This is a genomic window from Saccharopolyspora elongata (genome assembly GCF_004348985.1).
In the GTDB taxonomy this organism is placed as follows: domain Bacteria; phylum Actinomycetota; class Actinomycetes; order Mycobacteriales; family Pseudonocardiaceae; genus Saccharopolyspora; species Saccharopolyspora elongata.
Genome location: NZ_SMKW01000143.1, coordinates 1 through 13,617 on the forward strand (window position 1 = coordinate 1; position 13,617 = coordinate 13,617).

Annotated in this window: 12 protein-coding genes and 1 pseudogene; 12 read left to right on the forward strand and 1 reads right to left on the reverse strand. The window is 64.1% G+C overall.

The features are described 5' to 3' along the window. Positions 1-161 precede the first annotated feature (161 nt). The 3 genes from E1288_RS44395 to E1288_RS44405 all read left to right on the forward strand — a co-directional run bounded on the left by E1288_RS44395 (position 162) and on the right by E1288_RS44405 (position 1,402). Positions 162-341, forward strand: a complete 180-nt coding sequence (locus tag E1288_RS44395) for a hypothetical protein (protein WP_132495123.1) — start codon at positions 162-164, stop codon at positions 339-341. Between the two features lie 94 nt (positions 342-435). Next, complete coding sequence (locus tag E1288_RS44400; RefSeq protein WP_132495125.1) at positions 436-1,053, forward strand: helix-turn-helix transcriptional regulator; 618 nt, start codon at positions 436-438, stop codon at positions 1,051-1,053. Positions 1,054-1,177: 124 nt separating this feature from the next. Beyond that, entirely contained in the window at positions 1,178-1,402 is a 225-nt protein-coding gene (locus E1288_RS44405; protein WP_132495127.1) for a hypothetical protein, read from the forward strand. Here E1288_RS44405 and E1288_RS44410 read toward each other — a convergent pair. Continuing rightward, positions 1,393-5,112, reverse strand: a complete 3,720-nt coding sequence (locus tag E1288_RS44410; RefSeq protein WP_132495129.1) for a BTAD domain-containing putative transcriptional regulator — start codon at positions 5,110-5,112, stop codon at positions 1,393-1,395. The genes E1288_RS44405 and E1288_RS44410 overlap by 10 nt on opposite strands. A gap of 327 nt (positions 5,113-5,439) precedes the next feature. Between E1288_RS44410 and E1288_RS44415 the strand changes: the two genes are divergently transcribed. The 9 genes and pseudogenes from E1288_RS44415 to E1288_RS44460 form a co-directional block, all read left to right on the forward strand. Further along, positions 5,440-5,784: an SsgA family sporulation/cell division regulator gene (locus E1288_RS44415; protein WP_408014317.1), complete on the forward strand. Its 345-nt coding sequence runs from the start codon at positions 5,440-5,442 to the stop codon at positions 5,782-5,784. Between the two features lie 288 nt (positions 5,785-6,072). Then, positions 6,073-6,267: pseudogene (locus E1288_RS44420) on the forward strand (transposase); the annotation flags it as partial. A 915-nt stretch (positions 6,268-7,182) separates the two neighbouring features. Beyond that, entirely contained in the window at positions 7,183-8,460 is a 1,278-nt protein-coding gene (locus E1288_RS44430) for an ABC transporter substrate-binding protein (RefSeq protein ID WP_132495133.1), read from the forward strand. A gap of 96 nt (positions 8,461-8,556) precedes the next feature. Then, a complete protein-coding gene (locus E1288_RS44435; protein ID WP_165968610.1) occupies positions 8,557-9,339 on the forward strand; it encodes a carbohydrate ABC transporter permease in 783 nt (260 codons plus the stop codon). A 41-nt stretch (positions 9,340-9,380) separates the two neighbouring features. Further along, positions 9,381-9,527 carry an ABC transporter permease family protein gene (locus E1288_RS50760; protein ID WP_165968608.1) on the forward strand — a complete coding sequence of 49 codons (147 nt, stop codon included), beginning with the start codon at positions 9,381-9,383 and terminating at the stop codon, positions 9,525-9,527. 134 nt (positions 9,528-9,661) lie between these two features. After that, positions 9,662-10,462 (forward strand): SDR family NAD(P)-dependent oxidoreductase, encoded by an 801-nt coding sequence (locus E1288_RS44440; protein ID WP_132495135.1) that lies wholly within the window; start codon positions 9,662-9,664, stop codon positions 10,460-10,462. A gap of 642 nt (positions 10,463-11,104) precedes the next feature. Then, entirely contained in the window at positions 11,105-11,587 is a 483-nt protein-coding gene (locus E1288_RS44445) for a carbonic anhydrase (protein ID WP_165968609.1), read from the forward strand. Next, a complete protein-coding gene (locus E1288_RS44450; protein ID WP_132495139.1) occupies positions 11,542-11,727 on the forward strand; it encodes a hypothetical protein in 186 nt (61 codons plus the stop codon). Before E1288_RS44445 ends, E1288_RS44450 begins: the two co-directional genes overlap by 46 nt. A gap of 581 nt (positions 11,728-12,308) precedes the next feature. After that, the coding region (locus E1288_RS44460) for a WXG100-like domain-containing protein (protein ID WP_456320521.1) at positions 12,309-13,617 on the forward strand (1,309 nt) is incomplete at its 3' end.

Here is a 13,617-nt window from a genome sequence, read left to right on the forward strand (position 1 = left end):
CACACTGATCATCGAAGCCCTTGGTTGTGATCTTCCATCTGTCGCAAGAGGAAGGATCAACCAAGGGCTTCATCCATGATCAACCGGGGCCGCAACACCACCACCCGAGGTTAAACAACAAGCTCAGGCATGGTTGTCCGCAGACATGACGGAGGAGGAGCGTGTTGGAAACGGTAAAGCGGCCAGAGGATGCCGGGCTCGTGTTGCGGCAACTTGAGACTGAGATGTCGGACGCCCGTGAGTCGACGGGTAACGAACAGGCCGCCCAACTGCACGTCGTCTGGATCGATCTCCTGCTCGACGAGTGGAGCCGGTATCGCCTGGCCGTGCAACGGTACTGATCAGGTAAAACGACCGTAGAGGTGATGTAGAGAAAACGTGAAGACGGCCTTCCCACACTCAGATCACAACGCACAGAGCGTGTAGGGAGCCCCGATGAACCCAGTGCGAGTGGCTGTGCAGGCAGATGATGCGATCATCCTGGCGGGACTGACGAGTTTCCTGGAGACTCAGGCGGAGCTCTGCGTGGTGGCCAAGCCTGCTAAATCCGACGTGATCGTGTTCGCTGCGGACCGCGTCAACGCCCAGATTTTGGCCGATATGCGGCATTCCGCACAAGAATGGTCGATGCCCAGAGTGCTGGTTACCAACGAACTCAACCCGGCTGATGCGCTCGGTGCGGTCGAATCTCGCGTGGTGGCTGTACTGCCGCGCACTGCGGCTACTGAGCCAAGGCTGATCAACAGCGTGATCGCTGCGGCCAAGGGGGGCGGCATGATGCCGCCCGACCTGCTGGGCGAGTTGCTCAAGCAGGTTGAATACCTGCAGCGGGAAGTGTTGAGCCCACAGGGCTTGAACGCATCCGGGTTGACCTCCCGGGAAGTCGACGTGCTGAGGTTGATGGCCGAGGGGCTGGACAGCGCAGAGATCGCGGAGCAGTTGTGCTACTCCGTGCGGACGGTCAAGAACGTCGTCTACGGGGTGACGAGGCGACTAAGCCTGCGCAACCGGCAGCACGCGGTGGCCTACGCGATGAGAGTCGGAGCGATCTGATCAGAAAGAGATGGGCGACATGGGTCTGAGACTGCGGGAAACAGGTGGGCGCTCGACTATGTTCTCGGTGCTTGCTCCCGCAGCCGGCGCATGGCCGGAGGTCGCGGCGCACCGGAGGAGCTCGATGCCCGCCGCCGGTAAGATCCCCCCGAAAACAGCACGACACGTGCTTCCGTGTTCCGACGACCAGGGCAGCGATCGCGAACTGACGCTTGTGTTCGCTGGACGGCGGATGGTTCTGACCACCCCAGACAGTACTGATGTGGTCCTCACGCCGTTGCAGGTCGAACGGTTGCGCGCGGCGTTGCGAGATCTGTTGTTGGATGTTGACCCAAGCGACTACCTGTGAATCTCGGCCAGCTTGCCGTCCGGGACGCGTCTGCGAACTTCGTCGACGACAGCGATTCGAGAATGCGCGTTCAGCTTGCCCAGTATGCTGGTTACGTGACCTTGCACAATCCGCCGCGGTACGGCCAGCTCGGTTGCGATGTCCGGGTTGGAACGCCCTTCCGCGACTAGGCTTGCGATCCGGACCTCTTCCGAGGATAGGGCCACCCAGCCGCCGGAGGGGCGCACGAGTCGGGCGTGCGGACTCGGGATAATCCCATGTGCGCGGAGCCTGGACTCGGCTCGGCGAATGTCCCAGCGGGCGGACAGTAGGGCGAAGTGCTGGACTGCCTCGTCGAGTTTGTCTTGGGCGTCGTTCCGCAGATCCCGTTGGGCCAGGAGCAGCGCCGCGTCTTCTAGAGCTAAGGCGAGTTCGACCTCGCGCCCCACCTCTCGGTAGTGCTGCACCGCGGCCATGATCGGTTCGGGGTCGCCGGAGATCAGTCCTTGGCAGCGGGCAGCCGCAGTGAACGCCCGGGCCGGCTGGCTTTCCTTTGCCGCTTCTTCCTGGCACACGTCCAACGCTCGATGTGCCCGGTCGAGATCGCCGACTTCAACCGCCAGCCGGACGAGGTCCGGCAGCCACTGGTGCCGCAGCATCAGGGGTGCGAATCCCGGACTTAGGATCGGGTCCAGGATGGACAGAGACTTGTCCGGTTCACCGCGTTGCTCAGCTGCTAGTGCCTGCGCGACCAGGAGGAAGTCACAGCTCTCCCGTTCCGCGCCGGTGGCCGGCGCATATTGTTCGGCAGCGTAGAGATGACGTGCGGCGGCCTTGCTGTCGTCCCGATGCCCGGCGATCAACGCGCCGACGCCATGCGCAAGCAGCGCTGCTGGTCCGGGCTCGCGCAACCCGTAGAAGGAGATCGCCGGACCGTCGTCCGTCAAGGTCTGCAGTTCGAGCACGGCGTCGTCCCAGCGGCCCACCCAGTAGTAGTGCACTGCCTCGGTCACTTGGAGACCGCTGGACGGGAGGTGTTGTGCTGCGACTACGCGAGCGGAGCGCATGGTCTTTTCGGCCTCGACGAGACGATCCAGGTTCTGCAGCGTGAAGGAGCGGTTGTCGAGCAGATCAAAGCGAAACTCCGAAAGCTCGGGGTCATCACCGACCACGCCGAGTGCCTTGTCGATGTGCTTCAGCGCGCATACGTGATCTCGGCGCACCGTGTCAACCAGCCACCTGGTCTGCAACGCGTGCGCGATGGGGTAGGGCTCACCCGCGGTCACCGCCTCCTCGTACGCGTCATCGGCAGCCCTCTCGGTCGCGTCGAGATCGCTGAGGTCACCGCGTCGGAAGTTCGCCAGCAGCGATCTGTGCCTGACGCGCCATATCTCTGGGACCGCCGGATCGTCAGCCGCGTCCCCCAGCGTTTCGATCGCTGCAGGCGTGTCGCCTCTTCGGTGCAACATCGCGGCCAGTAGCTGCCGCATCTCCGCCGACCGGTACGGGGCGGTCGCGATGGCGAGGGCCTGCCGCGCTTTCGCCTCGGGATCACGCCCCGCTCGAAACAGAACCTTCACAAGTGCCGCGAGCAGCACTTCTCGGTTCACGTCACCAGCCGGGCAGGTTTCGAGCGCGCGTTCGAACAGCTCGATGGCGATCAGCGGCGCCCGGTTGGACACCGCGACGTGGTTATCAGTCAGCCATTCCAGGACCCAGCGTTCGTTGGCAGCCGGTGCGGCCAGGAGCTGTTCCGCGACCTGCCGCACCGGGGCGTCGCCACGGGCGAGCGCCTCCGCCGCCTGCCGGTGCAGCGCGCCTCGCACAGCCTTCGGGATCCCTTCGTAGAGCGCCTGCCGCAGTAGCGGGTGCCGGAACGCCAGTTGGGTCTCGGCATCGACGACAACATCGGCAGCGATAGCCTCCTCGAAGGCTGGCAGAAGCTCGAACGCTTGTCGACCCGCGGCCGCGGCAATGTCGGTGACGGAGAACTCCAGCCCAAACAGCGCGCCCCAGCGGAGCACTTCCCAGCTCGGTGGGGAAAGGAAGTCGAGTCGTCTACCGACAGCAGCAACGAGGGATTGAGGGGCTTCCGAGATCGATGCCGCGGGGACATCGGCAGTGCCGTTCCCGATCGCCACGGCATCGGCCCGCAGCAACGCGTCGGTCATTTCCTGCACGTACATAGGATTTCCCGCAGCGCGTGCGGCTATCTCCCGCAGCACCGGACCTGGTTCGGCGCCGACCAACTCGGCGAGTAACTGGTCGGTCTCCGTCTCGGACAGCGGACCCAACAGAAAAACCTCGCCATCCCGCGATTCGACTGCGCGGCGCAGCTGTCCCATCTCAGCCCGATCCGGTGCCGGGCGCGACGCCGCGACCAGCAGCAGTGGCAACTGGCGCGTCGCCGCGCAGAGCCGGTGCCACACCAGGACGCTGGCCTCGTCCGCCCACTGCAGATCGTCGATGACCAGTATCAGCGGCGCGATCGCGCAGATCTCGTCGACGAGTTCGAGCAACCGGTGGACCGGATCCGTGGCATGCTCGCCGTGCAAGGTGGCGGCAAGTTGCGCTCGCCGCGGGTCGGGTGCTGTCGCATCGATGCCGAGACACTCCGTCATGACCTGGAGCGGGAATCGCTGACTCAGCTCGTCGGCCACCGCCCATGCGAGTTGGCAGCCGCGGCGGCCGGCGTCGGCGAGAGCAACTGTGAGCAGCTCGGACTTTCCAATCCCTGGATCGCCTTCGATCCACACCGGTCGGCCACGGCCTGCCAGCACGTCGGCGACCAAATTCTGCAGGCGCGCGACCTCCGCAGTGCGTCCAACGAAGCGGCTTTCCTCGCTTCGCTGCAGCGCACGGGTGACGTGGGCCGGAACGACCGAGAGTGGCGCGCTGCCAGCCGACCGTGGTGCGCTGTTGGTCACCGGCGCCCTCGCCGGTTCTCCGTCCAGCACGGGATCGTTGGCCAGAATTTGTTCGTGTACTCGACTCAGCTCGGGAGCCGGCTCGACGCCGAGCTCTTCAACCAGCATCCGGCGGGCGTCCCTATAGACCTCTAATGCCTCCGCAGATCGTCCGCTGCGATACAGGGCGGTCATCAACAACACGCGCAAGGACTCGCGCAACGGGAAGTCGCGGACGAGTCCGGCAAGTTCCGCAGCCAAATCCACGTGGCCGCCCAGCGCGAGAACCGCGTTCGAACGGTGTTCGATGGTCGCGAGGCGTAATTCCGCCAGGCGTTCGCGTTGCCGCTGGGCGAATGGCCCCGGAACGCCGGACAGCGCTTCCCCGCGCCACAGACCCAACGCACCGTCCAGGGATTCAACCGCGGCCTCGTAGTCACCTGAGGAAAGCCGTTGCCGACCCTGCTCGCGCAGCCGCTCGAAGACGCTGACGTCCAGGGTTTCCGGGGGAAGCCGAAGTGTGTAACCGGCTGGTTGCGAGATCAGGATGCCGTCGTTGGACCGGCGGGAGCGCTGCGGTTCCAAACTGCGGCGCAGGCCAGAAATGTAGGTGTAGATGCTGCCTTCGGCGCTGGTGGGAGGGCATTCCCCCCACAGGGCGTCGATGAGTTCATGTCGGGGGACGACGTGGTTGGCCTGCAGTGCCACCACTGCGAACACTGCTCGTTGGCGCGGCGGGCCGAGTGTGATCTCCTCGTCCCCGAGCCAAGCACGCGAAGGCCCCAGCAATTCGACCTGAAGCGGGCCGCACGTGCTCGCGGACATCGCCACCCCTAGTTACGCAAGCTCCATCCACGGATTGTTGGATCTCTTGCACGATAGTGCCCTTTCGGGCATCCGTTTGTGCCCGTGATCGTCTTTACCTGGAGGATTGCCCTTTTGCACACGCGTGTTCGTCAGGCTTGACCTGCATGGCTTGCGCCGAGCTGAAGACGGCGTGAAGAAGTTGTGGATCCAGGACGGCCATGCTGTGTGTCGTGCAGGATCCGACTCTGAGGAGCGCAGGCATGATGAGCCACAACCACAAGACGATCTACTCTACCGCGGTTTTTCAGCCTGATGGCCCCGGCCGACGTGCGGAGGCCGCTTGAGGTGGAACTGTCGTACGAGAGCCGTGAGCCGTACGCGGTGAACATGAGCTTCCACGCGGGGACGAGTGGCCAGGTCGACTGGGTGATCGACCGAGATCTGCTGGCGGCCGGGCTGGTCGTTGCGAGTGGTGAAGGTGACGTGCAAATCATCCCCCAACTTGACAAGCCCGAGCTCGTCGTCATCGCGTTGAGCTCGCCGTCCGGGCAGGCCGCCTTCGAAGCACCCGCTGCCAAACTGGCGGACTTCCTGGACGAGACATACGACGTCGTCGCCCCCGGAGACGAGCACAAATGGATGAGCGTCGATGAGGTACTGAATCGATTATTGCAGACTGACCTGCACTGAGATGATCTCAGTAGGCCGTGTCTACGGCGACGGTCGGGTGGAAAAGGGCAGACCGGCTGGCCTTCTGGCCCTGTTGGGTGGATTCCGATTAGCCGGCCGAGGTGTAATCATCGCCGTCATGACGCCTGATGTGAGAACCCCGATCAAATCGGGCTCAGCTCGACGGCGTCGAGGTTTCCACAGCGCCCAATGGCGCGTTGGCTCGGCCAGCAGCCCAACTGCAAAGGAGCCCTAGTAGTACTTCGTTAAGTCTTGATCTTGTGGGTGGGCGTGCTTCATGATCTCGGTGTGGATCTTGGTGCGGTGGAACGTCTTCGAGGCGAGTTGACGGAGTTCGTTGAGGAGGCGTTCGCCTCGGTGACGCGGAAGGATCAGCGGCGGCAGGGGGACTGTTATCTGCGGGGGTTGATGCTGGATGGCTCGCGGAAGTCGATCCAGCCGATGGCAGAACGGTTGCCGGACGGGAATATGCAGGCCCTGCAGTGTCCCGGTCCGTGACGGACATTTCATCCTCCCCTGGGGCGTCGAAGGAAAGGCCGCGTCAGTGGCGCGGTTGGTCTTTTCTGCCGCAGGGATGCAGGCCGCCTTTGGACGGCAATTGACGCGATCCCAAACGGTTCGGTGGGAGTGGTCGATCCCGATCCTGCATCGCAACCTTAGCGCCTCGCTGAGGTGCTGGTTAGCGCGTTGCCCTCGCATCCCTGAGAGGTTGCACGCATACACACGTGGTGGGCGGGTTCAGTTAATGATCTATCTGTAGCCCTATTCCTCGATACACCTCGTTGCGTTCGGCTGCTCGTCGCGCCGGCCGCTGGCGGCTCCAGCCCTGGCGCTCGCACAGGATCGTCCAGGTCTGTCTGGCCGAGATATCGCGCCCCAGTGCGGTTCGAGGCCCCTGGTTCTGCCTACCGGAATCGAGCGTCTCCGCCGCTCGCATCTGATGCTCGCGCGAAGCATCGAAATCACTTCCAGCGGCTACACGTCCAAACACTTGTCCCTCGAGTGCTGGTGTGGACGACTTCGCTCTGCGTCGTGGCCACTATTGCGCACGATCCTGATCGATATCGAGTACCGCCGAGACGCTGAGCGCGTGGTTGCGGGCCCATCGCGGGGTGAAGCTCGTCTGTCTCGAGACCGCGCCGGCAGTTACGACGACCGCACCCGCGTGGGCGGCCCCGGAGGTGCTGCAGGTGGCTGATCGATGCATGTGGAACAAGGCAGCAAGGCGAAGGCCGTGCTCTTGTGAGCCCTCGCGCTCGTCTGCGGTCATGTGGCCGCGGTTGGATGTACCGGAGGACAGAGTTGTCTTCCCTCGGTGGACACGCTTTTCGAGTGCCCGGTGAACTCAGTGTTCAGTGTGCGGCATGGTGGTCCGCGACTGACAGGTGAGGAAATGCGATGACTATAGGACGTTCCTTCTACTCAGCCCTAGTGTTGAGCACGGCCTTGCTCATGGTTCTGGGAGGTTGCGGGGGAGCAGGTGGGGCCGGCAGCGGGAAGATCGAAATCAAGGTCGCGACCTTCGGCGAGTTCGGCTACGAACCGCTGTTTGAGGAGTACGAGGCACAGCACCCCAACATCGACCTCGCTCCTCAAGTCTCCGACTTCGAGGCCCACCACAAGGGGCTGGCCACCCATCTCGCAGGCGGAAGCGGCGTCGCCGACGTCGTAGCGATCGAAGAGCAGTACATGCCGCAGTTCCTGCAGTCGAAGGACAAGTTCGTCAACCTGGCCGACTCCGGGGCCAAGGAGCTGCAGGGCCAGTGGGCCCCGTGGAAATGGGAGCAGGGAGTCAGCAAGGACGGCAGCTTCGTCCTCGGCCTCGGGACGGACATGGGTGGTCTCGCACTCTGCTACCGCCGCGACCTGTTCGGGAAGGCCGGCCTGCCAACCGACCGCGATGAGGTGGCCAAGCTGTGGCCCACTTGGGAAGAGTTCGCTCGTGCTGCCGATCGGTTCAGCGCGGCGGCGCCTGATGCCAAGTTCGCCGATTCCGCCGGCAGTATCTACACCGCGATCCTCAACCAGTCCGAGGAGAACTTCTTCTCGAAGGCCGACGATTCGTTCATCGCTGACCGGAACCCGAACCTCCGGCGTGCCTTCGAGATCGCCGGGAAAATCGGGGCGAAGGGCCAGACCGCGAAGGTGACCACCTACACCCAGGCCTGGAATGTCGCGGTCAAACAGGGGTCGTTCGCCGTTATGAACTGCCCGGCCTGGATGTTGGAGCAGATCAAGGAAGCGGGCGGAAATGCGAACACGGGCGTATGGGACGTCACGACGGTCCCTGGCAACAGCGGCAACCAAGGCGGTTCCTACCTGACCGTGCCGAAGCAGAGCTCACACCAGAAGGAGGCTTATGACGTCGTGACGTGGCTGACAGCTCCAGAGCAGCAGAAGAAGATCTTCTTGCAGAGTGGAATTCTGCCCAGCGCACCAGCCGCCTACCAGGCCCCCGAGGTGGTCAGCAAGACCGATCCCTACTTCAACAACGCGCCGGTCGGCAAGATCTACGCGGCCGCTGCGGACAGCCTGCAACCGCACTACCGCGGCCCCAAAGACAGCGTCGTGCGCCCGAAGTTCGGTTTGGCGCTTGGCCGCGTCGAAAACGGGAAGCAAACCCTCGACGAGGCGTGGAACGAAGCCGTCCAACAGGCGCGCGAAGCAGTCAAGTAGGGATGATGCCAGCGCGCCCGTCGCTCTTGCCGTCAACTGTTTCGGGTTCACGCTCGAGCGAGCTGCTCGCCAGGATCGACGGTCGGGTCACGCCGTATCATCACGCCATTCTTCGTGCTGTTCGCGGTGTTCGGCTTCTTCCCGCTGCTGTACACCGCGTGGGTCTCGCTGCACGACTGGCACCTGATCGACGGCGATCAGGGTTTTGTCGGGGTAGCGAACTACTCCGCGTTGTTCGCCGACCCCGACTTTTACAACGCCCTGGTCAACACAGCGAGCATCTTCCTGGTATCCACCGTTCCGCAGTTGTTGGCAGCTCTCGGCATCGCGGCTTTGCTCAACCGGCCACTGCGCGCGGGAACCGCATGGCGGGCCGGCGTCCTGCTGCCGAACGTTGTTTCCGTGGTAGCCGTGACGTTGGTCTTCGCCCAGTTGTTCAGACGTGATTCCGGCGTGGTCAACTGGATCCTGGGGATGGTCGGATTGGAACCCGTGGACTGGGAGAACCAGCGCCGGTCCTCCCACTTGGCCGTCGCGGTCATGGTGATGTGGCGCTGGACCGGCTACAACGCCCTGCTTTATCTGGCGGCAATGCGCAACATCCCGAGGGAGCTATACGAAGCCGCAGCGCTGGACGGAGCATCGAGGTGGCGGTCGTTCTGGTCGGTCACTGTCCCGGGAATCCGACCAACCATCGTTTTTACTGTGGTGGTGTCGACGATCGGCGGCTTGCAGCTGTTCGCGGAGCCGACGGGTCGAAGGCTGTTCACTGTGGGGAACGTTCTGGCACGTAGCGGTCCCTGCGATCCGCCCGCAAGCGGCGGTGTTGGGCATGGTGACGTTCATGGCGGCGTGGAACGATTTTTTTCTGGCCGCTGATCGTGCTTGACCCGAACGAGAGCCCTACCGTTCAGGTCGCCATGTCGAGGCTGGCGAGCGGGTACTTCCTGGACTACTCGTTGATGCTGACCGGTGCGACGCTCGGCGTGTTGCCCGTGATCGTCGTATTCATCTTGCTGGCACGTCAGATCGTGAATGGAATCACGCGAGCTTCAGTCAACGGATGAGGCACCTTACTCCGCTCGCGCCCATATAAAGCGTTTGTTATTATAACGCGTTTGCAAGTAGTATGTCGGGGATCCCCGCAGGAGCGCACGAGCAACGCGCGGGGCGTCCCGGGGCCGTAGATGAAGGAGCAATCATGCAGATCGACCTGTCCAGCCGCACCGCCGTCGTCACGGGCTCAACCGCAGGTATCGGGCGGGCCATCGCGGTGGCGGCGGCCCGCGCCGGCGCCACTGTGGTGGTCAACGGCAGGGAAGAATCGCGCACGGTCGAAGCCGCCCGCCAAGTGGCTGAGGAAGCCGGAGCCGCGGCGGAATCCGTGCGGTCCGTGGCTGCGGACGTGTCCACCGCTGAGGGCGCACAGAAGCTCATCGACGCCGTGCCCGACTGCGATGTCCTGGTCAACAACGCCGGCATCTTCGCGGCCACCCCGGTCTTCGAGATCACCGACGGCGAATGGCGGCGTTTCTTCGACGTCAACGTCCTCAGCGGCGTGCGCCTGGCGCGTCACTACGCACCGCGCATGGCCAAGCGCGGCTGGGGGCGGGTGCTGTTCGTCAGCAGCGAGTCTGCGGTGATGACACCGACGGAGATGGTGCACTACGGCATGACCAAGACCGCGCAGCTGGCGGTCTCCCGCGGAATGGCCCAGGAGCTCAAGGGGTCCGGCGTGACGGTCAACTCGATCCTGCCCGGCCCGACCCTGACGCCCGGCGTGGAGGAATTCATCACCGACCGCGTCGGTCCGGGCGGCTCCTTCGAAGAGGCGGAGACCGCGTTCATTCGGCAGGAGCGGCCCACCTCGCTGCTCGGCCGCCTCATCCGACCCCACGAGGTAGCCGCCCTCGCTGTCTATGTTGCCTCCGAGCATGCGTCAGCCACGACAGGTGCGGCCCTGCGGGTCGACGGTGGCGTTGCTCCCACCCTCATTCCTTGATCTCGCTCCGGGGTCGCGGGTGACCGCCACCCCGGAAGCACGACACCTGCTTCGAGCATCGCCTGAACAATCGGATTCCCATACCACAGCTGGGCTTCGGTGTCTGCTCGACAACCGCGCGCCCGTCCGCGCATTTCGCCGAACTGCACGTTGGAGCTGCGGTCGGTGACTTCCCGGTAGGCAAGGTCAAGTGCCTCGGCTGGTGAGGGCGGGTTCGGGAGTGGTGGTGAAGTGCGGCAGCACTTCATGTGCCAGCTCCTGGAGCGCCTCGTCGACCGGGCGATCTCCGGAGTGGAGGCGCTGCTGGGCTGTTGGACGCGCCTGCCTTGGGGGACCTCGCGCGGAGAGTCGGATACGAGGTCTGCTTTGGCTGAGGGGGCAGCTGCATGGGCACTGTATCCACTTGCTCGAAATGCGTGATTTGTCTCGTTATTCCGTTCTCGTTGGCACAATGGTGCTCTCAACACTGACCGCTCGGCCAGATTTCGTGGTCAGGGATGAAAACCCCTTCGTCCGTAGAGTACTAAGGGTTCCGTGCAGCTGAGTAGATCATCGTTCTCCCGCCGGAACCTGTTGCGCTTGAGTGGTGCGTCCACGGTCGCCGGGGTCGGGATGTCGGCTTGTGCGCCAAGGCAGGTGCCGGTGACGTCGACCGCGCCGGTCGAGTTGCCGGGTGCCGAAACCGCGTGGCGGCAGCTGCTGGATGGCAACGCGCGCTTCGACGAGGGGAGGGCGACTCATCCGCACCAGACGGCAGAAGGGCGGCAGTCTCTGGTAGCGGAGCAGCATCCGTTCGCATGTGTCATCGCGTGCGCCGACTCGTGTGTTGGGCCCGAGGTGGTCTCCGACGAGAGACTTGGCGACCTTTTCGTGATCCGCAGCGCGGGCGCGGTGCTCGACGGCGACGTCGTCGGCAGCGGCGAATATGCCGTCGAGCAACTGCGCGTGCCGCTGATCGTGGTAGTGAGGCACGCCGGGTGTGGTGCGGTCGAGGCGGCGATCGACGTCGTAGCGGGCCGGGACCAAGTGACCGACGGCGTCAGCTACTGGTGCGCGGCATCGAGACCGCGATCCGAGCGGTGTCGAAGAAGGTCGATCCGCAGCAGTTCTTCGATGCGTGCGTGAGCGAGCAGGCCAGGCGAAGTGCGGCCCAGCTCATCGACCGCTCGACGATCCGGCGTGAAGCAACCGAGCAGCGGCGCCTGGCAGTCCGCGTGGCTGAGTACGAGCTGTCTACCGGTCGGCTGCGCGAGATCTCGCTCTGAGCACCTGCCTTGCTGTCGACGGCTCATCTATGCGCACCACGGCGTCACAGCGACCGCAGGCTCCGACGGAGTGAGCTCGCGGATCTCCCACGGCTTACAAGACGCCACTGATCCACAAGGCCATCCGTATGGCGACGACAAACCACAACATCAAGCCGGAATCGATTTTCCACTCCGACCGCGGCAGCAACTACACCTCGCGAGACTTCGCGGAAACCCTCAAGAAGCACAACCTCAGGCAATCGGCCGGCAGAACCGGGATCTGCTTCGACAATGCCCAAGCGGAATCGTTTTTCGCAGCACTCAAAGTGGAGCGCGTCCACCGCACCAAGTACCCAAACACGAGCACGCGCACGGGCCGACATCGTCCGCTATATCGAAATCCACTGCAATACGAAACGTCTCCACTCGGGATTCGGCTACCGGATACCACGCGAGGTCCACGACGAGTCCCTGAAACGACAGCAAGCAGCGTGAAATAGCCCAGCAAGCAAGCTGTCCGAAAAACACGAGGCGGACCATGCACCTGTGATCGCATTGGTGTGTGGTTGTGGGTGGTTTGTGTTGTGGATCGGGGTTGAGTGGTGGATATCGAGTTTGATCCGGCGTTTGACTGGTTGTGGGTTTTGGTGGCGGGGCAGAAGGCTCCGCGGGTTGATGTGGCGGCGGCGCGTGCGTTGGCGGAGAGCTGGCATGACAGTGGTGTGACGCTGGAGGAGTTGGGGCGGTCTCTGGGGTCGTTGGCGGCGGTGGCGGAGCGGAGTATCGGTGGTGGTGCCGGTCGTGCGTTCCGTAATCGTGTTGATGAGCTGGCCGCTGCGGTGCCGCAGCTGGTGGCTTTGGCGAGGCAGCAGTCGGCGGGTTTGCTCGATCTTGCGTTGAACGTGGAGTTGGGCGTTTATTCGATGATGATCGAGATCGCGTTTTTCGCGGCGTCGATCATCTGGGCGTTGGCGGACCCGTTCACGGTGCCGTTGGTTCCCGCGTTTATTACCGCTGCCCGCATCGCTGTCACTCGCATCCTGGAGAAGCTGCACTGGGTGGTGCGGCTGCTGGTGGAAGCCCTCCAGGAGGGTGTCGAGGAAGTCGCGCAGGGCGCGTTGGCGCAGATCATCCAGTTCGTTGAGGGCAACCGTCACGAGTGGGACGGGCAGAACTCGCTCATCGAGTTCACCGCGGGTGCCGCGGCGGGCGGCCTGATGGGCGCCATGTTCATGGGTATGAAGAAGTTGGGGCCGCGGGTTGCGGGCTCGATGTTGTTCCACGGGTTTACCGAGGCGGCTGCGGAGACGGTGGTCGGCGCGGGTGCGGCGGGGATCCTGGGCGGCAGTATGGATGATTTGTGGACCGGTGCGGTGGGTGGTGCGTTCACCGGGGCAGTTGACAAGGGCTCTGCCGATGCTGGTGAGAAGATCGGTGAACTAGTCAATGGTGTGGACGTGGTGGGCGGCCCGGACATCCCCGCGATCGACATGCCGGATGCTGTCGGTGTTCCGGTTGTGCAGACGGGGGACAAGCCCGGGCACAGTCTCGGTGACTCGGATTCCGGCTATGGCAGCGAGTCTGGTGACACCGGCAGCGAGTCCGGTGATGCGAACTCGGGCTACGGCAGCAAGTTTGGTGACACGGACTCGGATTCCGGCAGCGATGGCGACTCCGGGCCTGCCGGCAGCGGTGTTTTCGCCCATGGTCCCACCAGAATCGGCCCGATGACGGCCACCGTAGCGGCCGAGGGTGTGGGGGTTGGTGGCGTGCCCGGTCAAGGTGGTGGGCCGGGCGCCACTCCTGGTACGGCAGCGGGCACCCCGTCGCCGGGAATGCATCTGCCCACACCGGGCGCGGTGGATCCGGTCACCGCTGGTCCCACGCTTATCGGCGTGCCGTCGGGCG